Source organism: Pyxidicoccus trucidator (assembly GCF_010894435.1).
Lineage (GTDB): Bacteria > Myxococcota > Myxococcia > Myxococcales > Myxococcaceae > Myxococcus > Myxococcus trucidator.
Genome location: NZ_JAAIXZ010000005.1, coordinates 524,277 through 548,294 on the forward strand (window position 1 = coordinate 524,277; position 24,018 = coordinate 548,294).

The window sequence follows — 24,018 nt, forward strand, 5'->3', positions numbered from 1 at the left end:
AGGGGCGCCTGTCAACGCCGCCGAGCCGCCTTCCGGAGCCGATGAACGTCTCGTCCCGCCCCATGCTTCCCCGAGGCCCGTACTTGCTGTGCGACGACACCGTCCTGCCGGACGTCCCGCTGGTGGACAAGGCAGCGCGGCTGGTCGCCGGAGGGGCCCGGGTGCTGCAACTGCGCATGAAGCGCACCCCGCCCAGGGCCGCGCTGGCCGCCGCGCGAGAGGTCGTGGCGCTGTGCCGCCGGGCCGGGGCGCTGTGCCTGCTGAACGACAGGGTGGACCTGGCGTTGCTGGCGGGCGCGGACGGGGTGCACGTGGGTGACGAGGACCTGCCGCCCGAGGCCGCGCGCGAGCTGCTGGGGCCCGGCCGGCTGGTGGGCGTCACGGTGCGGGGCGTGGAGGGGGCCCGCGCGGCGCGGGACGCGGGCGCGGACTACGTGGGCGTGGGGCCCGTCTTCGCCACGATGACGAAGCAGGTGGGCGCGCCGGTGCTGGGGCTGGAGACGTTCGCCGAGGTGGTGCGGGGCAGCCCGCTGCCGGTGGTGGGCATTGGCGGGGTGAAGCTGTGGAACATCGGCCGGGTGGCGGCGGCGGGGGCGCATGGCGCGGCGGTGGTGTCCGACGCCCTGCTCGCCAAGGACATCACCGAGCGGGTGCGGCAGTTGCTGGCCGCGTTTGAACAGGGCGGGGTGGGGGACTAGCCTCGACGGCTCAGGAGCGCCATGCACAACCATTCGCGACATGGGCCGCCGCCGCGCCGCCCGAACATCGGCATCACCCCGGACTGGAGCCAGCCCGAGGACCAGGCCTTCGCCCGCTATGAGCTGAAGGTGCCGTACTCGGACGCGGTGCTGCGCATGGGGGGCCTGCCCTTCGTGCTGCCGTACTCAGACGACCCGACATGCGTGGAGGCGTACCTGGACCGTGTCTCCGGGGTGCTCGTCACCGGCGGCGCGTTCGACGTCCCCCCGGAAGCCTACGGGGAGGCGGCGCGCGAGGGCCTGGGTGCGCTGAAGGAGGGCCGCACCGCGTTCGAGGCGGCGCTGATGCGCGGCGCGCTCAAGCGCAACATGCCGGTGCTGGGCATCTGCGGCGGCATGCAGTTGCTCAACGTCATCCTGGGCGGCACGCTGTTCCAGGACATCGGCCGCGAGGTGCCGGGCGCGCGCGAGCACGAGCAGAAGCATGACCGCACCCAGCCCCAGCACCCGGTGGACGTGAAGAACGGCACGCTGCTGGCGGAGGCGGTGGGGCACGGCCAGCTGATGGTCAACTCCACGCACCACCAGGCGGTGCGGGTCGCGGGCAAGGACTCGGTGGTGTGCGCGGTGGCGCCGGACGGCGTGGTGGAGGCGATTGAGTCCACCGTGCATGGCTTCGCGGTGGGCGTGCAGTGGCACCCCGAGTACATGGCCACCAGCATTCCCGTGCACCTGGGCCTGTACAAGTCCTTCATCCAGAAGGCGCGCGAGCACCGGCGGTGATTCCCCGCGTCCTCCTGCTGGCCGGGCATGAGCCCACGGGGAGGGCGGGGTTGCTGGCGGACGTGTCGGCCGTGCTGGCGCGGGGTGGCCAGCCGGTGGCGGTGCCCATGGCGCAGACGGCGCAGGGCACGCGGACGTTCACCTGGGTGGCCGCCGCGCCGCGCATGCTTTCCGCGCAGGTGGCCGCCGCGCGCGAGCTGGGCCCGCTGCACGCGGTGAAGTGGGGCATGGTGCCGGGGCCCGCGCAGCTGTCCGCCGCGCGCGTGGCACTGGAGGGCTCGGACGCGTGGTGGGTGGTGGACCCGGTGGTGCGCACCTCGCGGGGGCAGCCGCTGTCGCGCCTGTCCGCGCGGGGCTACCTGGCGCTGGCGGGCCCGCGCGTGGTGCTCACGCCCAACCTGGACGAGGCGGGCTGGCTGCTGCGCCGGCCCGCGCCCCGCTCGGTGGAGGAGGCCGTGGAGTCCGCCGCCGCGCTGGCGCGGTACGGCTTCGCCGCGGTGTTGGTGAAGGGCGGGCACCTGCCGGACGTGGAGGGGCTCGCGGACGTGCTGGCCACACCGGAGCGCGTGCGGGTGCTGCGCGGTGAGTGGCTGGAGCGCGCGCCCGGACGCCGTGGCACCGGGTGCCGGCTGGCGTCCGCGCTGGCCACGGAGCTGGGGCGGGGCCGCACGCTGGAGGCCTCGGTGCGCGCGGCCCGGGGCCTGGTGGTGCGCTACCTGCGCGCCGCGTAGCGGACCGGCTACTCGCCGCGGGAGCGGCTCTCGAAGCGGGTGTATTCCGAGAGGAACACCAGGTCGACGGAGCCCACGGGGCCGTTACGCTGCTTGGCGACGATGAGCTCCACCGGGATGACGGTGCTGGAGGGCGGAGCCGCGCCGTCCGGGCCGCCTTCGTCCGTATCCTCACGGTGGATGAACATCACCACGTCGGCGTCCTGCTCGATGGAGCCGGACTCACGAAGGTCGGACAGCATGGGCTTGCCGCCCTTGCGCTCCTCCACCTTACGGTTGAGCTGGCTGAGCGCGATGATGGGCACCTCCAGCTCCTTGGCCAGCTGCTTGAGCGCGCGGGAGATTTCCGCGACTTCCAACTGGCGGCTCTCCACCTTGCCCTTCTGGTGCATGAGCTGGAGGTAGTCGATGACCAGCAGCGACAGCCGGGGGTCCTTCTGCTTCACGCGCCGCGCCTTGGCGCGCAGGTCGAACGGGGACAAGCCACCGGAGTCGTCGATGTAGATGGGGGCGTTGTAGAGCGCGCCCGCCATCTCCTGGAACTTCTCCTCGTCGTGCGGCGACAGCCGGCCGCCGCGCAGCTTCTTCATGTCCACGCGCGCGGTGGAGGCCAGCAGACGCATGAGCAGCTGGTCCGCGGGCATTTCCAGGCTGAAGATGCCGACGGCCTTGTTCTCCTTCAGCGCCGCGTGCACGGCGATGTTCATCGCGAGGGACGTCTTGCCGATGCCCGGCCGCGCCGCGAGGATGATGAGCTCGCCCGCGTGCAGGCCGGTGAGCTGGTTGTCCAGGTCGATGTAGCCGGTGGACAGGCCCGTGATGCCCGTGGCCGCGGCCTTCATCTTGTCGAGCAGGTCGAGCGTCTGCTCCATCAGCTCGCTGACCGGGCGCAGGTCGCCCTCGCGCTTCTTCTCCGCGAGGAGGAACACCTTGCGCTCGGCCTCGTCGAGCAGCACTTCCAGCTCGCCCGTCTCCGAGCTGGCGAGCTCTTGAATCTCCCGGCCCACGTTGGCCAGGCGCCGGCGCAGGGCCTGGTCCTTGACGATCTGCGCGTACTGGACGGCGTTGGACGCCAGCGGCACCACCTGGTCCAGCCGCATCAGGTACGCGGGGCCGCCCACGGCGACGAGCTGGCCGAGGACCTTCAGCTCCTCGGCCAGGGTCAGGTGGTCGACCTGCTTGGACTGGCCGTCCAGCTTGAGCATCGCCGCGAAGATCTGCGCGTGCGCGGGGCTGGAGAAGTCGTCCGGGAAGACCACCTCACCCACGGCGGCGATGAGGGTGTTGTCCGCGAGCACGGCGCCCAGCACCGCTCGCTCCGCGGCCAGGTCCTCGTGAACCCGCCGGCCTTCTCTGATGTCGAGGACGTTATCCATGGCTGCCTGCCCACTCTACAGGCGGGCCTGACATCTCCAAATTCCCGCCACAGACCTGTAGCACCGGGTGGGTGGAGGGGGGCGACCCTACCCCCTGACTCACCCCTCCAGGCCCCACTTCTGGAGGAAGGCTTCACGCCAGGTGCGGCTGAGCACCACGGTGGTGCCGTTCTTGAGGACGAGGATGCCGTCCCCGTGCGTCCAGGGCTCCAGCCGCGCCACGGCGTCCAGGTTGATGATGTCGCCGCGGTGCACGCGCACGAAGCGCGCGGCGTCCAACCGATCTTCCAGGGCGCGGAGGCTCTGCCGGACCAGGTGCTCGCCCTGGTCGGTGTAGAGGCGCACGTACTTGTCCTCCGAGGACAGGCGCCAGACGGTGTCCAGGCGCAGCGGCACCCAGGCCTCGCCCACCTTCACCACCAGCCGCTCCAGCGGGCGCGCGGGCTGGGCGCGGGACAGGTCTTCCAGCAGCGACTGGAGGCGGCCTGTCTCGGGCTGTCCGCCGATCAGCAGCGCGTGGGCCTTGTCGAGCGCCCTGCCGAAGCGGTCCGCGTCGTAGGGCTTGAGGAGGTAGTCCACCGCGTGCGCGTCGAAGGCCCGGAGGGCGAAGGCGTCGTAGGCGGTGGAGAAGATGACGGCGGGGCAGTCCTCCGGGCCGAGCGCCTCCAGCACCTCGAAGCCGGTGAGCCCCGGCATCTGCACGTCGAGCACCAGCAGGTCCGGGCGCAGGGCTCCCACGCGCGAGAGGGCTTCCGTTCCGTCCGCTGCCTCGCCCGCGAGGACGAAGCGCGCGTCGTCCGCCAGCAGGCGCTTCACCTTTGCCCGCGCGGGGGCCTCGTCGTCCACGACCAGCACGCTGAAGCGCTTCATGCCGCCACCTCACGCGGGAGCCGAGGACACGTGCTCACGGGTCGAGCATCGGTCGCTGCATCCATGGGCCTCACGCTGAAGCGCTTCATGCCGCCACCTCACGCGGGAGCCACAGCGACACCCGTGCACCGCCTTCCGGGCCGCGCCCTCGCTCCATCCTCGCCCGCCCTCCGTGCAGCAACGCGAGGATGCGCTCCAGGTGCGCCAGCCCCACGCCGGGCCCCGTGGCGGGGGAGGCTTCCGCGAAGCCGCGTCCCGTGTCCTCCACCTCCAGCCGCCAGTCCGCCCCGTCCTCGCGAGCGCGGATGCGGACCTCCAGCGGCTCCCTCCGGTCCTGGTTGTGCTTCACCGCGTTCTCCACCAGCGACTGCAGCGCGAAGCACGGCACCCGCGCGCCCTCCAGCCCAGGGGCCACGTCCCAGCGCACCGTCACGCGCTCGCCGAACCGGGCTGTCAGCAGCGCGACGAAGCGCTCCGCATGGGCACGCTCCTCCGCGAGCGTCCACGTGGCCTCCTTGCGCTCCAGGCTGGCGCGCAACAGCCCGCCCAAATCACTCAGCAGCCGGTCCGTGCGCTTCAGGTCCTCGTACATCACCGAGCTGATGGTGTTCAGTGCGTTGAAGAGGAAGTGCGGGTGGAGCTGCCCGGTGAGCGCCTGCAGCCGGGCCTCCCGCAGCTCACTCTCCAGCGTGGCCTCCCGGACGGCTCGCGCCTGCCGCTCCTTCCAGGCGAGCAGGAGGCTCCACAGCGTCGCGCCCACCGAGTAGAGGATGAGGTCCTTCTGGGCCTCCATGGGAATGCGGAAGACCAGGTCTCCATAGTCATAGGTGCCCAGGTCCAGCAGCGCGTAGAGCGGGTACCTCGGGGGCACCATCACCAGGATGTGCAGCGTGGTGAAGAGCACGAAGCCCGCCACGTGGACGCCCAGGAAGCGCGCCCAGCCGACGCGGGGCCCGGGCGCGTTGACCACCGCCGTCTGTACGACGGGCAGCACGGCCAACGCCGCCAGCGCTCCGGTGAGTTCCCAGACGAACGGCTCCAGCACCGGGATGCTGCCGCCATTGCCGAGGATGGTGAGGTACACCGTCAGCCCGTTCCACAGCCCCACCCCCAGGAAGAGGCCGAACAGCACCAGCGCGGGGCGCGCACGGATTCGCGGCCACTGCCAGGGGGCGACGGAGGCCCGAAGGTTCTCGGAGGCACGGGGTGACATGGGCTGTCAGGCAGTATGCCCCGCCTCCGCCGTCCGGAGGGCCACGGGCCGGGAGTCGCGCGGCTTCATCCCGAAGCACGGCCTCAGGAAGGGCACCCGCGCCACGGCCTCCGTCAGTCCCCACGTGACGCCGAAGGACACGACGAGCACCACCCCGAACAGCGCCCACGGCCCCACCGGCAGCGCCAGGAGCGCGTAGCCCAGGACGACGATGACCGTCTGGTGGAGGATGTAGAAGGGATAGGACAGCTCCTGCGCGTGCTTCAGCCAGGGACGGCGGACGCGGATGCGCGCCCGGGCCCACGCCAGCGCCGTCAGGATGAACAGCCAGAGCGCCGCCTGCGCGCCGAGCACCTCCGGCACCAGGGGGAACTCCGAGTCCGGCATCATGACGGCGAAGAGCACGGCGCTCGCCGCCAGCAGCGCCCGCCGCCGCTCCACCAGGGAATCCCAGATGCGCGGGCAGCGGCCCAGCAGGTGGCCCAGCAGGAAGAGGATGCCGTAGTGGCCGAAGGTCCTCGGGTCGTCGAGGAGCGCGTGCGTCGTGGGGTGGTGGCGCAGCAGCAGCCAGTTGAGCGCGAGCGGCAGGAAGAGGAAGGCCACGTTCCATCCCCGGCACAGCCAGCCCTCCACCCGCGTGAGCAGGGCCTGCCCGCGCGCCGTGGCCAGCGCCGCGAAGAGCGGCAGCGCCAGCATGCAGTAGACGAAGAGGTACACGACGAACCAGAGGTGGTGCCAGCTGAAGCTGCCGGCCGGGTAGGGCACGAAGTCGAACACCGACGGGTAGAAGGCCGCGTAGTCACCGTGGAACCGACCGCGGAACAGCTGCTCGATGTAGATCTGCGGCGGCACCACCACGAAGATGCCGAACACCACCGGCCCCAGCAGGCGCTTCGCGCGGTCTCCCGCGAAGCCCTTCAGCGAGCGGCGCCGCAGCGCCAGCGCCGTGCCCACCCCGGCGATGAACATCAAGAGCGGCATCCGGAGGTGGTGCATCACCTCCATGACGGGCTCCAGCGCGGGCAGCGCCTGGGCGCTCTTCACGTGCCAGTCCCACGTGTTGAACATCATCCCCGTGTGGAACAGGTGCAGCAGGAGGATGGCCACCACCCGGAGCCAGTCCAGGTCGGGGCGGTGCTCGTCAACGGGGTGCGGCGCAGCGGTAGCGGTGCTCATGGGTGAGCCTCCTTCCACTCCGGGATACGCACCGCGCGCCCGGCGCTCCACGCGGATGTCGCGGGACGGACCGGACGCGGCGCGAGCCGGACGGGAGGAGGGGACAAAGCGAAAGGCCGCCCGGGTCTCCCCGGACGGCCTCTCTCACTTCAACGACGGGAGGCGAGGACTACTCGGCCACCACGTCGACCTTGATCTTCGCCTTCACTTCGCTGTGCAGGCGGAGCTCCACTTCGTAGCTGCCCGTCGACTTGATGGGCTCGGCCAGGTGGATGGCGCGACGGTCCACCGTCTGCCCCTGGGCGGCGACCGCCTCGGCGATGTCCAGCGCGGTGACGGAGCCGAAGAGCTTGTCCTGCTCGCCGACCTTGCGCTTGATGGTCACCTTGATGGAGCCGATCTTCTTCGCCTGCTCCTCGGCCGCGCCCTTGAGCTTGGCGTTCCGGGCGGTGATGACGCCCTTCTCGTGCTCGAGCTGCCGCAGGTTCTGCTCGCTCGCCAGCACCGCCTTCTTGCGGGGCAGGAGGTAGTTGCGGCCGAAGCCGTCCTTCACGGTGACGAGCTCCCCGGACTTGCCCAGGTTCTCGACGTCCTCACGCAGAATGACCTTCATGTTCAGTCTCCTGTGCGGACCGGCGGCTAGCCGACCACCGCGTTGTAGGGGAGCAGCGCGATGCCACGGGCGCGCTTGATGGCCACGGCCACCTCACGCTGGTGCTTCGCGCAGTTGCCGGAGATGCGGCGGGGGATGATCTTGCCGCGCTCGGTGACGAAGTACTTCAGCGTCGCCTGGTCCTTGAAGTCCACGGAGGCGTTCTTCTCGGCGCAGAAGCGGCAGACCTTCTTGCGGCCGAAGCCGCGGCCACCACCACGCTTGTCGTCGTCGCCACCCATCCCGCCGCCACGGTCGTCACGGCCGCCACCGCGGTCGTCACGGCCGCCGCGATCACCACCGCGGCCACCACCACCAAAACCACCGCCACCGCCGCCGCCGAAGCCACCAGTGCGGCCGCCCGGGGCGGAGCCAGTCCTGCTTTCAGTTCCGTTGCTCATGAGCGTTCTCGATTCCTGGGTTGGTCCCTAGGGAATTGACCCGGCGGCCCTCAGGCCTCCTCGGTCGACTCCTCTTCCGCCTCGACACCGGGCTCCTCGCCGCCTCGGAAGCCACCCTCGCGCTCCGCGGGGGCGCCCGGACGGGCCTCCTCGACGTCGCCGGCCAGCTTCAGGTCCTCGAGGACCGGACGGGACTCGGGGTCCACCTCGTCGGCGATCTTCACCGAGATGTACCGGGTGACCTCGTCGAGGTTGCGGAGGTTGCGCTCCACCTCGGCCACCAGCTTCGAGCCGCCCAGGTAGCTGGCGTGCACGTAGATGGCGCGGGGCTGCTTGGCCACGGGGAACAGGGTCTTCTTCTTGCCCCACACCGTGAAGCGAAGGAGCTTGCCACCCTCACGGCCAACGATGCCGCGGACGCGCTCCTTGAGCTTGTCCACGTTGTCGTCGGTGAGGTCCGGCTTGACCAGGAAGATGGTCTCGTACTCACGAAGCCGCGTCGCGGCCTGCGTCTCAGCCATGTTTTCTCTCCCCTTGGGGTCGAGTGCCCCCCGGACAATCCGAGGAGCGGGGAAACGGTCGCAAGGCCAGGAGGCCCTACGCCGGGGACGGGAAACCGCGCGCCCGTCGCCTTCGCGCTACGTCCCGTGCACGAACACGGGAAGCTTTGAAAGAACATCCCACCGGGCAACTTCACCCGTTGGGCGAACGCGCCTTCTAGGAGGGGGCCCCCTCCAAGTCAAGCGGGCGGACGGTCTGCCTGCCTGCCTGCCCCCTGAAGCCGGGCGTCTACGCCTTCCGGTTGAACCGGTTCATGGCCACCGACAGTCCCTCGCGAATCCAGGTCTCCGTCATGTCCATGGAGCGGCCGATGAGCTCCTCCAACTGGCGGCGCTCCCCGTCGTCGAAGCCGGACAGGACGTAGCCGGACACGCGCTCGCGGGCGTTGGGGCCCTCCGGCTTGCCGATGCCGAAGCGCAGGCGGATGAAGCCCTCGTCGCCCAGGCTGGAGACGGTGCTCTTGAGGCCGTTGTGGCCGCCGCTGCCGCCGCCCGCCTTGAGCTGGAGCCGGCCGAAGGGCAGGTCCAACTCGTCGTGGATGACGAGCACGTCCTCCACGGCGACCTTGTAGAAGCGCGCGGCCTCAGCCACCGAGCGGCCCGACAGGTTCATGAACGTCTGGGGCTCGACGAAGAGGACGCGCTCGCCGGCCAGGGTGCCCTGGCCCACCTTCGCGGCGAACTTCTCCTGGTTGAGCTGTGCGCGTGCCCGGGGCAGCAGCGCCTCCACCACCATGAACCCGATGTTGTGCCGGTGCCGCTCGTACTCGCGCCCCGGGTTGCCCAGCCCGACGATGAGCTTCATGAGAGGCTCCGAAACGAGAACGGGGCCAGCCCCTTGTCCGGGCCAGCCCCGCTCCAGAAGGGTAACGCAGGAAGAAGACTACTTCTTCGCGGGCGCCTTGGCCGCCGCGGCAGGAGCCGCCGCCGCCTTGTCGCCAGCCTTGCCCGCCGCCGGAGCCGCCGCCGCCGCCGGAGCCGCCGCCGCAGCAACCGGAGCCGCCTCGGCCGCCTCGGGCGCGCTGAGCACGGCCACGGTGTAGTTGACGTTCGACTTCACGGACACGCCCGCGGGGAACTTCACGTCGTTGATGTGGATGGCCTCCGCGATCTTCAGCGGCGTCACGTCCACCTCGATGCGCTCGGGGATGGCGTTCGGCAGCGCCCAGACCTCGATCTCGCGGCGAATCTGCGAGAGCAGACCGCCGTCGGCCACGCCCGCCGCCTTGCCGACGAGCACCAGCGGGATGTTGACCTTGACCTGCTCGTTCTCACGCACGGCGATGAAGTCGACGTGGAGGATGTCGCGGGTCAGCGGGTCCATCTGGTAGTCCTTGAGGAGGACCTGATGGGTGTCGCCGCCCAGCTTGATCTGGATGAGGGTGTTGAACTTGTGCGGGGTGTTGATGGCCACGCGGACCGACTTGGGGTCCACGGAGACGTGCACCGGCTTGGTCAGGTGCTTGCCGTACACCACGGCGGGAACCACGCCCTTCGCGCGCAGGCGGCGGGCAGCGCCCTTGCCAGAGCCTTCACGCGCCTGGGCCTCGAGGGTGGTCTTGTCGACGGACATGGAAAAGCCTCACGAAAGCGGACTGCGGTTGCCACCGGCTTCCCTGGCGCCCTCGGCATCCCGCCCCAGTGGCGGGCCCCGAAGACGGCGCCCTTGCGTGTAAGGGTCCGGTAGAGGAGGGCTGCACATGCCAGCCGGAGGGCCCGGAGTCAAGCCGTCCGGCGGGCGGGCGGGCGCCGGCTCAGACGAAGAGCGAGCTGAGCGAGTCGGCGCGGTGGATGCGGGCGATGGCCTCGCCGAAGAGGCGCTCGGTGGTGAGCACGCGAATCTTCGAGCAGGCCTGCGCCGTGGGCGACATCGGCACGGTGTCCGTGAAGACGACCTCTTCCAGCACCGAGTCGGTGATGCGCTGGATGGCGGGGCCGGAGAGGATGGGGTGGACGGCGTAGGCCACCACCCGGCGCGCGCCCTTGGCCTTCAGGGCGGCGGCGGCCTGGGTGAGCGTGCCGGCGGTGTCCACCATGTCGTCCACCAGGACGGCGTCCTTCCCATTCACGTCGCCGATGAGGTTCATCACCTCGGAGGCGTTGGGACGCGGGCGGCGCTTGTCGATGATGGCGAGGCCGGTGTTCAGCCGCTTCGAGTACGCGCGGGCGCGCTCCACGCCGCCGGCGTCCGGCGAGACGATGACGAGCTCCTGCGAGTCCGGGAAGCGCTTGCGCAAGTCTTCCAGGAACACCGGCGAGCCGTAGAGGTGGTCCGAGGGGATGTTGAAGAAGCCCTGGATCTGCCCGGCGTGCATGTCCATGGACACCACTCGCTCGGCGCCCGCGGACTCCAGCAGGTCGGCGATCAGCTTGGCGGTGATGGGCGTGCGCGGGGCGACCTTCCGGTCCTGCCGGGCGTAGCCGTAGTAGGGGATGACGGCGGTGATGGAGCCCGCGCTCGCCCGCTTGAGGGCGTCGCACATGATGAGCAGCTCCATCAGGTGGTCGTTGGCCGGCGGGCAGGTGGACTGGAGCACGAAGATGTCGTGCCCACGGACGTTCTCGCCAATCTCGACGTGTATCTCCCCGTCGGAGAAGCGACCGACCTCCGCCTTGCCCAGCGGGCGCTTGAGGTACTCGCAGATGCGATGCGCCAGGCCGGGATTCGAGTTCCCGGCGAACACCTTGAAGTCACGCGGCTGCATGGTGGGGCCGCTGACTAACCTGGACACGCGTGGAAGGGAAGTCGTTAGTCCATGTCCGCTGCCACCGCCATGAGCGTCCCGGCTTGCGCCTGATGAAGGTGGCGCTCGTACTCAATGAGGATGACGCGCTCCATCTGGCTGCGCGTGTCCGCATTGAGCGGGTGAGCGATATCCTTGTACGTCCCATCTTTCCTCTTCTTTGCCGGCATCGCGATGAACAGCCCGGAGGAGCCGTGGATGACCTTCAAATCGCGTATGACGAAACAATGATCCAAGGTGATGGTGACGTACGCCTTGAGCTTGTCCTCTTCGACCGGAAACACCCGGACGTCGGTGATGTTCATGGTCCCCCCCCGAACCCGAAAGGTCGGAGCTGAAGGGAAGCCTGGGACATACCGGGTGTAAAATGCAAGCGGGGACGCGACTGACCCACGCCCCAAAGGTCCATTCACCCACAGTCCGTCGTCGCTACCGGTGGGGTCAGTGGAAGAGGAAGGGCCAGTGCAGGACCAGGTGGGTCAGGAAGGCGAGGTGGTAGACCACGATGATGGCGTAGACGACGGCGCCCGCGCGGATGGCGATGCGGCTGGCTCGCAGGCGCCGGTGGAGGCACAGCAGCCAGAGGCCGGCATTCACGATGACCAGCTTGGAGAACATGAAGAAGAGCGGCGACTGCTCATAGGCCACGCGCATCAGCGGGTTGAGCTCCTCCGCCACGCCGAGCTGCAGGAAGAGCAGGGTGAAGAGCCCGTCCAAGAGGTTCAGCACCAACAGCGCCACCGAGGCCGGTGACAGGTAGAAGGAAGCATTGCTGCTCCACGCCGCGCCCCGCGCCTGCTCCATCGTCGTCGCCACGCCCGACCTCCCTCGCCCAGGTTCCGGAAGGACGTCCCTTCAAGACGCTTGCCAACGCCGCGAGCAGGGCTCCGGGAGCAGGCGGGCAGGCGGGCCGTGGCCGCGTTGGAACCCCGCCCCGGCGGGCCGCGCCGAAAGTTGACTCCCCTGGGGGTGTGGCAGACTATCCGCGCCCTTCGAGCCCCCTGCCCGTGAGTATTTCGTGCACCAATTCCCCAAAGATATCGGGTGGATAGAGGTCATCTGCGGCTCCATGTTCTCCGGCAAGACGGAGGAGCTGATCCGCCGCATCCAGCGGGCCCTCTACGGCAAGCAGAGGGTGCAGGTCTTCAAGCCGCGCATCGACAACCGGTACGATGAAAACCAGGTGGTGAGCCACTCGCAGCTGAAGGTGACCTCCACCCCCATCGACCGGGCTGAAGAGATTTTTTACAGGCTGGCCGCCGACACCCAGGTGGTGGGCATCGACGAGGTGCAGTTCTTCGGCGCCGAGGTGGTGGCGGTGGTGCAGGCGCTGGCCAACAAGGGGCTGCGCGTCATCTGCGCCGGGTTGGATCAGGACTACCAGGGGCGCCCCTTCGAGCCGATGCCGCAGCTGATGGCGGTGTCCGAGTACGTGACGAAGGAGCTGGCCATCTGCGTGGTGTGTGGGAATCCGGCCAATCGTTCCCAGCGGATTGTTTCAAGCGAGGAGCGCGTGGTGGTGGGCGCCGCGGGCGCGTACGAGCCGCGCTGCCGCAAGTGTCATGTGACGGAGCCCACGGAGGGCACTCCGCCGCAGACGCTGAAGCTGTTCGACTGAGCGGGAGTGTCGTCCGCCTGGCGTGGTGCCCGGGGCGAAGAGGAGCCGACCGAATGCGCGACACCCTGTACGCGAACGTGCCCTTCCGGCTGAACGAGATGACCCACCACTATGGACCGCACGTCCACCTGGTGGGAAATCCGTTCCTCCTCTCGCAGCTGGCGACGCTGTGTTCGAAGGGCGTCATCCAGCCGCAAATCAACCGGCTGGTGGAGCAGCTCTACGCGGACCTGGTGAAGACGGTGGTGAACGCCGAGTTCCCCCGGAAGATGGTGAGCCTGCCCACGCGGATGATTGATTACACGCCACAGGGGCTCTACCAGGGCGAGGTCATCGACCCTCAAGTCAGGGTGGTGACGGTGAACATCGCCCGGGCGGGCACGCTGCCGTCGCAGGTGACGTACGACTTGATGAACACCACGGTGGACGCGTCGCTGGTGCGGCAGGACCACATCATCATGAGCCGGATGATTGACGCGGCAGAGGCGGTGGTGGGCTCGGAGATTGGCGGCGCGAAGATTGGCGGCGACGTGGACGACGCCTTCGTGCTCTTCCCGGACCCGATGGGGGCCACGGGCGGCAGCCTGTCCACGGCGATTTCGCTCTACAAGACGAAGGTGCCGGGGCGGCCCCGGCGCATCATCACCCTGAACCTCATCGTCACGCCGGAGTACCTGCGGCGGATGACGACGGACCACCCGGACGTCACCATCTACGCGCTCCGGCTGGACAGGGGCCTGTCCCCGCCGGAGGTGTTCGGCACGGAGCCGGGCGCGCTCTGGGAGAAGGAGCGGGGGCTGGATGACCGGCAGTACATCGTCCCCGGAGGTGGTGGCTTCGGGGAGATCATGAACAACGCGTACGTGTAGCGGAGGAGCAGGCCTTGGCGTTCTACGAGCAGCAAGTCGGCGTCCTGATTTCCGAGGACAAGTTGCAGGCCCGAGTCCGGGAGCTGGCCGCGGAGATTACGCGCGACTACCAGGACAAGGACCTGACGCTCATCTGCGTGCTGAAGGGCTCGGTGTTCTTCGCCATGGACCTGGCGAAGCACATCGACCTGCCGGTGAAGCTCGAGTTCCTGGGCGTGTCCAGCTACCAGGGCGGCACCGAGACGACGGGCGAGGTGCGCGTCACCACGGATGTGAGCAAGCCCCTGGCGGGCAAGCACGTGCTCATCATCGAGGACATCATCGACACCGGGCTCACCATGCAGTTCCTGCTGGAGAACCTGCGTGCCCGGCACCCGGCGTCCCTGAAGCTGTGCTCGCTGCTGGAGAAGCCGGCGCGGGCCCGGACGAAGGTGGACATCGACTACAAGGGCTTCGTCATCGATGACCACTTCGTCGTGGGGTACGGGCTCGACTACGGCGAGGTGTACCGGAACCTGCCTTTCATCGGAGTGATGAAGGGGAAGTAGCGCGCCAGGGCCCGGCGGCGCGCCTGCCCTTGCTCGGGGAGGCGGAACGCCGAGGGCTCCGCGCGGACGCCGCCCTCCGAGCCTTCGGAGGGTGGCACTGGTGCCGTCTGGCTGCACATGCGCACCGTCCCTGAGGGGACTGCTTGTTCCGCGAGGCACCTGCCGCGGGCAACCGCGGCGTGGACCTTCGTGGAGAGGGGCTGCGCATGCCTGCATCCATGGTGAAGTCCGCTCCGGCGCGTGCCGGTGGCGAAGAGGCGCTCCGGAAGTACCTGGCGGAGCTGGTGGGGACCTTCGTGCTGGTGCTGGGCGGCGTCGGGGCTGCCGTGCTGGCGGGGGACCGCATCGGTTTCCTGGGCGTGTCGCTCGCGTTCGGCCTGTCGCTGCTGGCGATGGTCTACACCGTGGGCCCCATCTCCGGCTGCCATGTGAATCCGGCGGTGACGCTGGGGCTGTTGCTCACGGGGAAGATGGAGTCCCGGTATGCGCTCGGCTACGTGGTGGCCCAGTGCGTGGGGGCGATTGCCGCGGCCGGGGTGGTGCTGCTGATTGCCGGGGGGGCGCCCGGTGGGTACTCGCCCTCCGTGGAGGGGCTGGCGTCCAACGGGTTCGGCGCGGCCTCGCCGGATGGGTACAACCTGGGGGCGGCCTTCCTTACCGAGGTGGCGCTTACCTTCCTGCTGGTGCTGACGGTGCTTGGGGCCACCGACGCCCGCGCGCCCGTGGGCTTCGCGGGGCTGGCCATTGGCCTGGTGTTGGCGCTCATCCACCTGGTGGGGATTCCGGTGACGAACACGTCCGTGAATCCCGCGCGCAGCCTGGGGCCGGCGGTGTTCGCGGGCGGGCTGGCGCTGAGTCAGTTGTGGCTGTTCATCGTGGCTCCGTTGCTGGGTGGAGCCACGGCGGCGGCCGTGTACCGCACGGTGTTCCGACCGGTGGCGCCGATTACGGCCACCACGGCGGAACGTGCGACGGAGCGCGAGCGGGCAGAGCGGGTGGCCGGGGACCGGAGGGAGGGCCGGACTCCTGTCTGAGCCGGGGCGGGGCGCGTGTGCCGCGGCGGCGGTACCTCGCGCCGCCGGCACACTCGGTTCCGTGGGCCGGGCCACTGCGAGGGCTCGCCTGGACCTGGCCCGCGATGCCCTCAACCGCGCCGCTTCGCATGGCAGCCTGGCCCCGGCGTGAAGTGGCTCCGGACTCCATGGGCCAATTCCCGGCGGTGCATGGCCGGAAGGAATCTTCATTCCTCGCTGCGTCGGGCCTCCCGGGGCGGTGGGTGGCCGGAAGGAATCGTCGTTCCACGCTCCCGTCGGGCCTCCCGGGGCGGTGGGTGGCCGGAAGGAATCGTCGTTCCACGCTCCCGTCGGGCCTCCCGGGGCGGTGGGTGGCCGGAAGGAATCGTCGTTCCACGCACCTCGGCCCTTCAGGGCAGTGGCAGCCTGGCGGACTCCGGGCCTTCTCGCTGAGCGCGCCCGGGCGTATACGACGGGCGTGGGACGGGGCCGCGACGTTCCGCACCTTGCTCCGGGTGTCACGGAGTGGAGCCACCGTCATGCTCTTCGACCCGACCCGCCTCGCCGCGTTCATGCTGGCGGGCATCGCGCTCAACCTCACCCCGGGACCGGACACGATGTATGTGCTGGCCCGGAGCATCGGCCAGGGACGCTCGGCGGGAGTCGTCTCCGCGCTGGGCATCTCCGCCGGGTGCCTGTTCCACATCGCCGCTGCGGCGCTGGGCCTGTCCGCGCTGCTGGCGACGTCGGCCATGGCCTTCACGGTGGTGAAGTGGGTGGGCGCCGGCTACCTGGTGTGGATGGGCGTGCAGATGCTGCGCAGCAAGGCAGGGCCCGAGGCCGTGCAGGGACTTCAGCCCACGAGCCTGTGGCGCATCTTCCGCGATGGCGTCGTCACCAACGTGCTCAACCCGAAGGTGGCCCTGTTCTTCCTGGCCTTCCTGCCGCAGTTCGTGGACCCGACTCGCGGCTCCACGGGGATGCAGTTCGTCCTGCTCGGGCTGCTGTTCGACGTGACGGGGACCGTGTGGCTCGTGTTCCTCGCCGGCGCGGCGGGGGCGTTCGGCGGCTGGCTGCGGCGCAACCCTCGCGTGGCAGCGGCGCAGAAGCGCGTCACGGGCGCGGTGTTCGTCGCGCTGGGAGCGCGGCTGGCGTTGCAGGGCCGGGAGTAGCGCGGCCTCGCTTCAGAAGATGGTCGTGACGACCAGGTACGACACGTAGAGCGCCCACGGCACGGCGGCGAGGACGCTCAGGAGATTGAGCAGGCCAGCCCAGACCGGATAGGCGTTGCGCCAGGGCAGGAGCAGGAACTGGCCGCCCGCGAGGATGGGCAGGGGCAGGAGGTTGATGGCGGCCAGCTTCGCGCTCATCACGCCCCAGGCGCGGAGAATCTCTCCGTCACGCAGCAGCGCGAGGAAGCGCTCGATGCGGCCGGGGAGGGCGGAGAGCTCGAAGGGCACGGTGAAGCCGTGGACGAACTGGTGCAGCCCCTCTTCGGCGCCCAGGCAGACCATGGCGATGGCCACCTGCGAGACCCACGGCAGGAGGATGACTGCGCCGTGCATGGGGAGCGAGAGCTGCTGGAGCCGATTGCGCTTCGGTGCGTCCTCCACGGCCTCCGTGAAGCCCACCGCGCTGGCGACGGCGATGGGACGGAAGGACCAGACGATGCCGCCCAGGCGTCCGGACAGCAGGACGGGGCCGATGCCCAGGTCCACGAGCACGGGCCGCGCGCCCAGCGTGCTCGCCACCGCCGCCTGGGCCAGGGCCCAGAGCACGTTGACGGCGAAGAACAGCATCCAGAGCCAGAGGAATTGGGTGAAGCGGTCCATGGGATACAGCCCGTTCTAACACGGCTTGGAGGGTGATTCCCGGCAGGGCGGGGAAGGGCACACTGGGTGGACACGAAGCGGTGGCCCGACTTCGCGCGGTTGTTCGAGAGCCGCGGAGGGCCCAAGGCGTGCTGGTGCATGGCCTGGCGCGCGACCCTGCGGGTTCGCGCCGGCATGTCATGCGCTACGACATCGGTTCGTAGGGTAGGCGCGGCGCGTGCAGCAAATGCTAGTGGACTCCGGCGAGAGCAATTGCTGAGTAGTGCCCTGTGAGCCACCCCACGCGCACCCGCCCGCTCCCCTTCGTCTCCCTCGTCGTCCTCGCCGCGCTTGGCGCCGCCGCCCAGCAGCCCCCCACGTCCCCGCTGGGGCCCGTGTCGCCCACCACAGGCATGGTGCTGCGGGACGAGGTGGTGCGCGCCCTCATCCATGAGAGCTCCGGAGATCGCATCCACGACAACGTGCAGCGGATCTCCCTCCTCGCCCGGGACACCCAAGGGGGCTACGCCGAGGCGGCCGTGTGGATGAAGGCCGCCGCCGAGGCCGCCGGGCTGCAGGACGTGCGCCTGGAGGCGATGAAGGACGGCCCTCAGTGGCGCGCGACCCGCGGGGAGCTGTGGGTGTCCGGCCCGCACAGGTATCGCGTCACCTCCTACGCCGACCAGCCCATGGCCCTGGCGGGAGGCAGCGGCAGCTTCGAGGGCTCGGGCCTGGAGCTGGTCGATGTGGGCACCGGCATGCAGGACGCGGACTACGAGGGCAAGGACCTGAAGGGCAAGGTGGTCCTCACCCGCGGTCCTCCCGGGTTCGCCGTGCGCAGGGGCGTGGGGCAGCGCGGCGCCGTGGGCGTGGTTTCGTCGTACTCGACGCCGCCCTGGAACGCGCCCAACCGCATTGACGGCGACTTCCCGGACCAGGTGGGCTGGGCGCGCGTCTCGTCGTCGCTGCTGCCGCCGGGCACGCCCGTGCCCTTCGCATTCATGGTCTCCGACCGCCAGGGACGTGAGCTGCGCGCCGAACTGCAAGCGGGCCCGGTGAAGGTGGACGTGAGCGTCGCCACCGAGACCTTCGAGGGCCACTACAGCATCGTCAGCGGCGTCATCCCCGGCACCCGGACGGGTGAGGAGGTCGTCCTCACCGCCCACTTGGACCACTACAAGCCCGGCGCCGACGACAACGCCTCGGGGTCGGCCGCCCTGCTGGAGATGGTGCGCACGTACACCGTGCTCATCCGCCGGGGTGTGCTGCCGCCGCCGGTACGCACCCTGCGCGTGCTGTGGCTGCCAGAGTTCGAGGGCACCCGCGACTGGTTCTCCCACCACGCCGAGGACCCGGTGCGACGGGTGGCCAACTTCAACTTCGACATGCTCGGCGCGAGCCTGACCCGTGCCCACTCGCGCTTCATGGTGACCTACACGCCGGACTGGAACGCCAGCTTCGTGAACGCCGTGTCCGAGTCCACGGTGGCCTTCATGAACCGCTTCAACGGCGTGGCCTACCCGCCGAGGAAGGACTTCCGCATTGGCTCCGTCACCGGCTCGCGGGACCCGCTGGACGCGCACATGGAGCGCTACAGTCGAGGGTCGGACCACCAGCTCTTCAATGACTACCGCATCCCGGGCGTGTCCTTCACCACCTGGCCCGACGACACCTACCACACGAGTGGCGACAAGCCGGAGCTCGTGGACCCCACCCAGTTGCACCGCTCCGCCTTCGCGGGCCTGGCCTCGGTCACTGTTGCCGCCTGGGCCGAAGGCTCGGGTGCCCTGGAGCTGGCGCGTCTGGTGGCGGTGCACGGTGCGCGGCGCGTGGCGGAGGACGAGTTCCGCGCCCGCCGCGACCTGGCCTCGGCCCCCGCCGCGGAGCTGCCCGGCACCTACCGCCTGGCCCGCGCCGTGGTGCGTACCGGCTACCAGCGTGAGCGCGAGGCCCTGCGCTCTTGCGTGCCCCTGGGCGCGCCTGCCGCGCTGGTACAGGCGATGGTGAAGGCGCTCGAGGCCGCCGAGGCGCAGGCGCTGAAGCGTCTGGAGGCGGACGGCAAGGCGCGCGGCGCGTCCTTGAAGGAGCCGGCCCCCACCGAGGCCGAAAAGCGGGCTCGGGCCTTCGTCCCCCGCCGCGTGAAGGGTCAGGAGCTGGCGTCCTTCGACGAGGTTGCGGGCAAGGCCAGCCCCGAGGCCCAGCCCCGGGTGGCCGCCGTGCAGGCCGCGATGACCGCCGCGGCCACCGCCCTGCGGGAGCGCGGGGAGGGGGAGCTGCGCTTCTTCCAACTGCCCGACGCCATCGCGAGCTACGCCGACGGCAGGCGCTCCGTGGCGGACATCCGCGAGGCGGCCTATGCCGAGTACGGCTACGTCTTCCCGGTGGAGGCGCTCCTGGACCTCTTCGGGGTGCTGGAGCAGGGTGGCATCATGACGCGTGCCCGCTGATGGCGCCGTTGTGACCTGGACACTGCGCTCCAACGGCGGTGCAGGTTTGCCCGACGCGTAGAACCCGCGCCCTGGCGCGCGCGTTACCTCCTGCAACAACAACGTCCGCGCTCATGGGAGGCGGACCCGCAGGAGGCACTCACATGGCGAAGAACAACAGCATCAGTGGCGGTGTGCACACCACCCCGAATCCGGATGGCGCGGGCTGGGTCAATCAGGTGAAGGGGAAGGTGACGAGCTCGCACCGGCTCAAGGAGCGCGCGGTCGAAGCGGGACGGAAGCTGGCCCAGGCGCGGAAGACCGAGCACACCATCCACACGCTCAAAGGCAGCATCAGCCAGAAGAACAGCTACGGGAACGACCCGCGCCAGTCGAAGGGGTAGCGCCGTGGCGGGGGCGGCCGCATGGGTGTGAGTCCGGGACAGGGGGAGGGTTGTCACTCGGTGGGGGTTCCGGAGTCACGGCGGTCGTGGTGGATTCAGGGCATGCGCTTCAACACCCTGCTGGTCGCTCTGGCGTTGCTGACGGGCTGCGCCCCGTCCCCTCGCGTCAGGGCGTCTGCTGTGGTCCCTGCCGCCCCCGCCACAAAGCCCACCTCGCAGCCCGCGCCCTCGCGCTACCGGCTGGAGAGCGTCGAGGTCTTCGGCTCGCGTCGCTACTCGCGCGAGGAGCTGCTTGCCGTCTTTGGTGTCCCGGAGGGCCGGGACGTGGGCCTGTCGGGTGGCGAGCTGCATCGTGAGGCGAGGCAGGGCAAGGAGTGGGCTTGCCCCGGTTACGTGGACAGTAGGGTTATGCTGCCAACTTGCCGGGTAGTGTTGCAAGCTCAAAGTCCACTGGGCTGAGGTGGATTCAACTGGTCGTCGCAACGCTCGAATCTGAGGAGTTGCGATGGGAGCAAACAAGCGTCGACGGGCTGCCCGGGCTGGGCGCCCTCCTATGCCGTCGCCCGGTCGTCCATCCGTGGGAAGGCGTGAGCACCGGCAACAATTCTGGGAAGCAATCGCCTGCGGACTTTCGAGCGAAGACGCCGGGAGAGAAGCCGGCGTATCGCCGGTGGTTGGCTGCAGGTGGTTCCGCGAAGGTGGCGGCATGCCATCGAGCAGTCTGGCCCCGCTGTCGGGGCGGTACCTGTCGTTTGCCGAGCGAGAAGAAGTCGCGATTCTGCACGCCCAGCGCCTCGGGGTGCGCGCGATAGCGCGTCGGCTCCGTCGTTCTCCATCGACCATCTCTCGGGAGTTGCGCCGCAATGCCGCAACCCGGGGCGGCGCCCTGGAGTATCGAGCCACGACCGCCCAGTGGCATGCGGACCGGCGCGCGAGCCGTCCGAAGGTCGCGAAGCTCACAGCGAACAGCGAGCTGCGCGAGTACGTGCAGAAGCGACTGGCGGGCATGCTCACCGCTACCGACGGGACGGGCGTGCCCGGCCCGTCGGTGCGATGGAATGGTCGGCGCCACGGACGACGGAAGGACCGGCGATGGGCAACCTCATGGAGCCCCGAGCAGATTGCCAACAGACTTCGGGTGGACTTCCCTGAGGATGAGTCGATGAGGCTCTCTCACGAGGCCATCTACCAGGCGCTCTACGTGCAAAGCCGTGGTGCACTACGACGCGAGCTGGTCAGCTGCCTGCGGACCGGGAGGGCGCTGCGGGTGCCAAGGGCCCGCACTCGTGGGCATGGCAAGAAGTTTGTCAGCACCGAGAGCAGACTCAGCCAGCGCCCAAAGGGGGCTCAAGCGGCCTGTCCACCGGCCGGGAGCATCGCTCGGGCGGCCCCGTCAGCGGCCCTCCTCGGCCCCTCTGCACCCTCCCTCCCTCTCAACAGGGCCCCCATTCATCTTGTGCGTTCAGGGCGCGGTCACCGTCAGAACCACGCTGCCGGCGATGTCATCCGCGCCGTTGGGCCCCTCGGCGCAGGGACTGACGGTATCGCCGTCGCGAGCGGCGGAGAAGCTGGTGACCGTGACAGCAAAGCCCCCGATGCTGACACTGCTCCCCTGCACGAGATCCACTGCGTTGCCGCAGGAGGTGAAGAGTGTCAACGTCGGCGGCACCTCGCCCGATCCTCCGTTGTTGTCGAAGCCGTCACCTTGCAGGTTGAAGGCGTAGGCCCCCGGCACGAGGGGGATGCTCAGTCCGGTCCCGACCCCTGGGTTGAGCAGGTTGTTGGACGTATCGTAGACGAACAGCTTGAACTGCCCGCAGGTCCCCGTGGCTTTCCACCCGTTCGGAAGGGCGAGCAGCTCGAGGTCCGTGAGCGTACAGGCGGGCGTGCAGGCACCGGAGGCGCAGGTCAGCCCGTCGCAGCACGGAAGGGAGGCATCACAGGGGGCTCCCTGCGGAACGCAGCCCCCTCCTTTGCATTTCGGGTCGAACAGCGACGAGTTGGGATCGGTGCTCGTGACGTAGTCGCCCGGATGCTTCGCGTGCGCGTTGCGGCACGCGTTCTCACTGACCCGGATCCGCGAATAGGGGTGCTTCGACGAGCAGGTCTTGTGGCAGAGATCCACCTTGCCATTCACAGCGAAGAAGCTGCACTGGTCGGTGCTCAGCGCCGCGGTGGACGTGCCCATCTCCGGGCTGGACGTGCCCGTCTCCGGGTCGGACGTGGCGCCCGGCATTCCGCATCCGGCAATGCCGAGAAGTACCAATCCGGCCACGGACAAGAGGGTGATTGTTCTGGCGAATGTGACAGAATTTCGCGCATGCATCGGTATGCGATGTAATGGATTCTGGCTGACTGCGGTCATGTTTGATCGTCCTTTGGGCGAGCGCGTGCCTCCGCCGCACCACGTGTCGCCCGGAACACGGTGCAGTAGCGCGTCCGGCGGGCCTGCCGGATGCAAATCGTCACCCCAGTCAACCCCTCCCCTGGGCATCTCGCCGATTCTGCGGACCGGATCTACCTGAGGCCTTGTGTCTAATATGAGCTCAGAAAAAGTAAGGCTTAAGGGTGGCGCCCCTCGGATACCCCGCGGGCCTCCTCGGGCGAACCGCCTCTGCTCTTACTTTTGTTGGGCGCTCCAAATTGCAGGACGAATGAGTATTCGTCAAACGACTTTGTGCTTGAGCATCAGGTACGTCTATTTTCAATCATCCACCGGGCCGATGGGGCCGAACTGACATGAGCAGTGCCAGTGATGGTGCGCCTGTCGGAAGCTCGCCGTTTGTTGATGCTGAGCATGGACGTGTTTGGGTGGACTGAGGTGTGGACAGGAAGGAGCCGACCGCAAAGGTACGCATAAGAGGGATGGGGGCTCTGTTGAGGGGAGGGAGGGTGCAGAGGGGCCGAGGAGGGCCGCTGATGGGGTCGCCCGAGCGATGCTCCCGGCCGGTGGACAGGCCGCTTGAGCCTGCCTCCACACCTCACGCAGGCGAACACGTTGTAGTCGAACGTCCTCCTGCGCAACTCTGCCCAGTCCTCTCGCGGTGTCCCCTCCTTCTTCCTCTCCTTCCTCGCCGCTGCCTCATGCCCCGCGCTCGCCTCCCCCGCTCCTGCTTGAGGGAGCTGGCGCGAGTCTGGCGCGTGGGCTCGGCTGCGCAGAGGGTGCCTGTGCGCAAATGCTCGGGAGCCCGACGGACCTTCAGTCCGCGAAACCGTTCACGGGGTGGTGCTCGCATGAGGGGGCAGTTGGGCCAGGCCCAGGCTCCTGCCACGCACCTGATGGGAGCGCGGCCTGGGCAGGCGTGTGCCCCAAGGGGGCTCAAGCGGCCTGTCCACCGACCGGGAGCAGCGCTCGGGCGGCCCCGTCAGCGGCCCTCCTCGGCCCCTCTGCACCCTCCCTCCCCCTCAACAGGGCCCCCATCCCTCTTATGCGCAACACCGTGCACGACTCGACCTGCGTCGCACCGCAGGTATTGCAGTTCCGCGCAGTCATGTGGGGTACGAACGACCAGATCCGCGAACTACCGCCGCTCGGCGACGACACGGTCAGCGCCGCCACCGCCGTCAACGACCGCGGCCAGGCGGTCGGCATCTCCGGTATCTGCGATATCGCAGTCGGTCAGCGCAGCGCGATCCATGCAGTGCGCTGGGATGGCGCGACGATCACCGACCTGGCAATATCGGTGGCGATGCATGGAACACGCCGACCGCAATCAACCAGCGCGGCGACATCGTCGGTTTCGCCAATACCGCGCCCGGTACCGCCTTCAACCCGCACGCGTTCCTGTGGACGCAGCGCGGCGGCATGCAGGACATCGGAACATTGCCCGGTGACGTGACGAGCCAGGCGAGCGGAATCAACAACGCGGGCCGGATCGTCGGCCAGTCCTGCGACGCGAACGACGTGTGCCGCGGGTTCGTGTGGCAGAACGGCGTGATGACGGACCTGCAGGCATTGATCGTTTCCGGCGACGATGACTTCGTGCTGACCGCCAACGACATCGACGACGCGGGCCGCATTACCGGCCAGGCCGTGGATCTCGCCACCGGCCTGTTCGTCGCCTTCCTGCCAGAAAACACCAACGTCCGAATCCGGCGAGTCCGCGCTGCCGGCCGGTGCTAGCC

At 69.3% G+C, this 24,018-nt stretch carries 26 protein-coding genes and 1 pseudogene; 13 read left to right on the forward strand and 14 right to left on the reverse strand.

All coding sequences use genetic code 11. From position 1 onward, the window contains the following. The first annotated feature begins 41 nt into the window (after positions 1-41). Genes thiE through thiD form a run of 3 tightly spaced genes read left to right on the forward strand, consistent with a single transcriptional unit; the run spans position 42 to position 2,212 of the window. Entirely contained in the window at positions 42-698 is a 657-nt protein-coding gene (thiE, locus tag G4D85_RS18005; RefSeq protein WP_164013480.1) for a thiamine phosphate synthase, read from the forward strand. 21 nt (positions 699-719) lie between these two features. Further along, a complete protein-coding gene (locus tag G4D85_RS18010; RefSeq protein WP_164013482.1) occupies positions 720-1,481 on the forward strand; it encodes a gamma-glutamyl-gamma-aminobutyrate hydrolase family protein in 762 nt (253 codons plus the stop codon). After that, positions 1,478-2,212: a bifunctional hydroxymethylpyrimidine kinase/phosphomethylpyrimidine kinase gene (thiD, locus tag G4D85_RS18015; protein WP_164013484.1), complete on the forward strand. Its 735-nt coding sequence runs from the start codon at positions 1,478-1,480 to the stop codon at positions 2,210-2,212. Before G4D85_RS18010 ends, thiD begins: the two co-directional genes overlap by 4 nt. Before the next feature lie 8 nt (positions 2,213-2,220). Here the strand turns inward: thiD and dnaB are convergent, their stop codons facing one another. The 12 genes from dnaB to G4D85_RS18075 form a co-directional block, all read right to left on the reverse strand. Beyond that, the gene (dnaB, locus tag G4D85_RS18020; protein WP_164013486.1) at positions 2,221-3,588 is read right to left on the reverse strand and encodes a replicative DNA helicase; all 1,368 of its coding nucleotides are present in this window, start codon (positions 3,586-3,588) and stop codon (positions 2,221-2,223) included. 99 nt (positions 3,589-3,687) lie between these two features. Next, the gene (locus tag G4D85_RS18025; RefSeq protein WP_164013488.1) at positions 3,688-4,458 is read right to left on the reverse strand and encodes a LytR/AlgR family response regulator transcription factor; all 771 of its coding nucleotides are present in this window, start codon (positions 4,456-4,458) and stop codon (positions 3,688-3,690) included. Between the two features lie 85 nt (positions 4,459-4,543). Then, entirely contained in the window at positions 4,544-5,671 is a 1,128-nt protein-coding gene (locus tag G4D85_RS18030) for a sensor histidine kinase (protein WP_164013489.1), read from the reverse strand. A gap of 6 nt (positions 5,672-5,677) precedes the next feature. Beyond that, positions 5,678-6,847 (reverse strand): acyltransferase family protein, encoded by a 1,170-nt coding sequence (locus tag G4D85_RS18035; RefSeq protein WP_164013491.1) that lies wholly within the window; start codon positions 6,845-6,847, stop codon positions 5,678-5,680. Positions 6,848-7,016: 169 nt separating this feature from the next. Next, the gene (gene rplI, locus G4D85_RS18040) at positions 7,017-7,460 is read right to left on the reverse strand and encodes a 50S ribosomal protein L9 (RefSeq protein WP_164013493.1); all 444 of its coding nucleotides are present in this window, start codon (positions 7,458-7,460) and stop codon (positions 7,017-7,019) included. Between the two features lie 26 nt (positions 7,461-7,486). Next, positions 7,487-7,900 (reverse strand): 30S ribosomal protein S18, encoded by a 414-nt coding sequence (gene rpsR, locus G4D85_RS18045; RefSeq protein ID WP_164013495.1) that lies wholly within the window; start codon positions 7,898-7,900, stop codon positions 7,487-7,489. A 50-nt stretch (positions 7,901-7,950) separates the two neighbouring features. Then, positions 7,951-8,421 carry a 30S ribosomal protein S6 gene (rpsF, locus tag G4D85_RS18050; RefSeq protein ID WP_164013497.1) on the reverse strand — a complete coding sequence of 157 codons (471 nt, stop codon included), beginning with the start codon at positions 8,419-8,421 and terminating at the stop codon, positions 7,951-7,953. Positions 8,422-8,689: 268 nt separating this feature from the next. Beyond that, positions 8,690-9,265, reverse strand: a complete 576-nt coding sequence (gene pth, locus G4D85_RS18055; RefSeq protein ID WP_164013499.1) for an aminoacyl-tRNA hydrolase — start codon at positions 9,263-9,265, stop codon at positions 8,690-8,692. A 78-nt stretch (positions 9,266-9,343) separates the two neighbouring features. Then, positions 9,344-10,033 carry a 50S ribosomal protein L25/general stress protein Ctc gene (locus tag G4D85_RS18060; RefSeq protein ID WP_164013501.1) on the reverse strand — a complete coding sequence of 230 codons (690 nt, stop codon included), beginning with the start codon at positions 10,031-10,033 and terminating at the stop codon, positions 9,344-9,346. A 181-nt stretch (positions 10,034-10,214) separates the two neighbouring features. Beyond that, positions 10,215-11,165, reverse strand: a complete 951-nt coding sequence (locus G4D85_RS18065) for a ribose-phosphate pyrophosphokinase (protein ID WP_164013658.1) — start codon at positions 11,163-11,165, stop codon at positions 10,215-10,217. 44 nt (positions 11,166-11,209) lie between these two features. After that, positions 11,210-11,509: a septation regulator SpoVG gene (gene spoVG / locus G4D85_RS18070; RefSeq protein ID WP_164013503.1), complete on the reverse strand. Its 300-nt coding sequence runs from the start codon at positions 11,507-11,509 to the stop codon at positions 11,210-11,212. Between the two features lie 136 nt (positions 11,510-11,645). Then, on the reverse strand, positions 11,646-12,008 hold the full coding sequence (locus G4D85_RS18075) for a DUF5658 family protein (RefSeq protein WP_164013660.1): 363 nt from the start codon (positions 12,006-12,008) through the stop codon (positions 11,646-11,648). Positions 12,009-12,222: 214 nt separating this feature from the next. On the opposite strand from G4D85_RS18075, the gene G4D85_RS18080 reads away from it, so the two are divergent. The 5 genes from G4D85_RS18080 to G4D85_RS18100 all read left to right on the forward strand — a co-directional run bounded on the left by G4D85_RS18080 (position 12,223) and on the right by G4D85_RS18100 (position 16,424). Then, complete coding sequence (locus tag G4D85_RS18080) at positions 12,223-12,822, forward strand: thymidine kinase (RefSeq protein ID WP_164013505.1); 600 nt, start codon at positions 12,223-12,225, stop codon at positions 12,820-12,822. Between the two features lie 53 nt (positions 12,823-12,875). After that, positions 12,876-13,691, forward strand: a complete 816-nt coding sequence (locus tag G4D85_RS18085; RefSeq protein WP_164013507.1) for a uracil phosphoribosyltransferase — start codon at positions 12,876-12,878, stop codon at positions 13,689-13,691. 14 nt (positions 13,692-13,705) lie between these two features. Next, positions 13,706-14,239: a hypoxanthine phosphoribosyltransferase gene (hpt, locus tag G4D85_RS18090; protein WP_164013509.1), complete on the forward strand. Its 534-nt coding sequence runs from the start codon at positions 13,706-13,708 to the stop codon at positions 14,237-14,239. A gap of 206 nt (positions 14,240-14,445) precedes the next feature. Continuing rightward, entirely contained in the window at positions 14,446-15,273 is an 828-nt protein-coding gene (aqpZ, locus tag G4D85_RS18095; RefSeq protein ID WP_164013511.1) for an aquaporin Z, read from the forward strand. 518 nt (positions 15,274-15,791) lie between these two features. Next, positions 15,792-16,424 (forward strand): LysE family translocator, encoded by a 633-nt coding sequence (locus G4D85_RS18100; RefSeq protein ID WP_164013513.1) that lies wholly within the window; start codon positions 15,792-15,794, stop codon positions 16,422-16,424. Positions 16,425-16,436: 12 nt separating this feature from the next. On the opposite strand, the gene G4D85_RS18105 is transcribed toward G4D85_RS18100, so the two are convergent. Beyond that, positions 16,437-17,084: a hypothetical protein gene (locus G4D85_RS18105; RefSeq protein WP_164013515.1), complete on the reverse strand. Its 648-nt coding sequence runs from the start codon at positions 17,082-17,084 to the stop codon at positions 16,437-16,439. 269 nt (positions 17,085-17,353) lie between these two features. Between G4D85_RS18105 and G4D85_RS18110 the strand changes: the two genes are divergently transcribed. The 3 genes and pseudogenes from G4D85_RS18110 to G4D85_RS49470 all read left to right on the forward strand — a co-directional run. Next, entirely contained in the window at positions 17,354-19,510 is a 2,157-nt protein-coding gene (locus G4D85_RS18110; RefSeq protein WP_240359348.1) for a M28 family peptidase, read from the forward strand. Positions 19,511-19,653: 143 nt separating this feature from the next. Continuing rightward, positions 19,654-19,893 (forward strand): DUF2188 domain-containing protein, encoded by a 240-nt coding sequence (locus G4D85_RS18115; protein ID WP_164013517.1) that lies wholly within the window; start codon positions 19,654-19,656, stop codon positions 19,891-19,893. Positions 19,894-20,398: 505 nt separating this feature from the next. Beyond that, positions 20,399-21,232: pseudogene (locus G4D85_RS49470) on the forward strand (transposase); the annotation flags it as partial. 123 nt (positions 21,233-21,355) lie between these two features. Here G4D85_RS49470 and G4D85_RS49475 read toward each other — a convergent pair. Beyond that, complete coding sequence (locus G4D85_RS49475; RefSeq protein WP_164013518.1) at positions 21,356-22,258, reverse strand: hypothetical protein; 903 nt, start codon at positions 22,256-22,258, stop codon at positions 21,356-21,358. A gap of 1,063 nt (positions 22,259-23,321) precedes the next feature. Between G4D85_RS49475 and G4D85_RS49480 the strand changes: the two genes are divergently transcribed. Continuing rightward, positions 23,322-23,732 carry a hypothetical protein gene (locus G4D85_RS49480; RefSeq protein ID WP_240359349.1) on the forward strand — a complete coding sequence of 137 codons (411 nt, stop codon included), beginning with the start codon at positions 23,322-23,324 and terminating at the stop codon, positions 23,730-23,732. Then, positions 23,624-24,016 carry a hypothetical protein gene (locus G4D85_RS49485; protein WP_420821711.1) on the forward strand — a complete coding sequence of 131 codons (393 nt, stop codon included), beginning with the start codon at positions 23,624-23,626 and terminating at the stop codon, positions 24,014-24,016. The genes G4D85_RS49480 and G4D85_RS49485 overlap by 109 nt, the downstream gene beginning before the upstream one ends. The last annotated feature ends 2 nt before the right edge of the window (positions 24,017-24,018 follow it).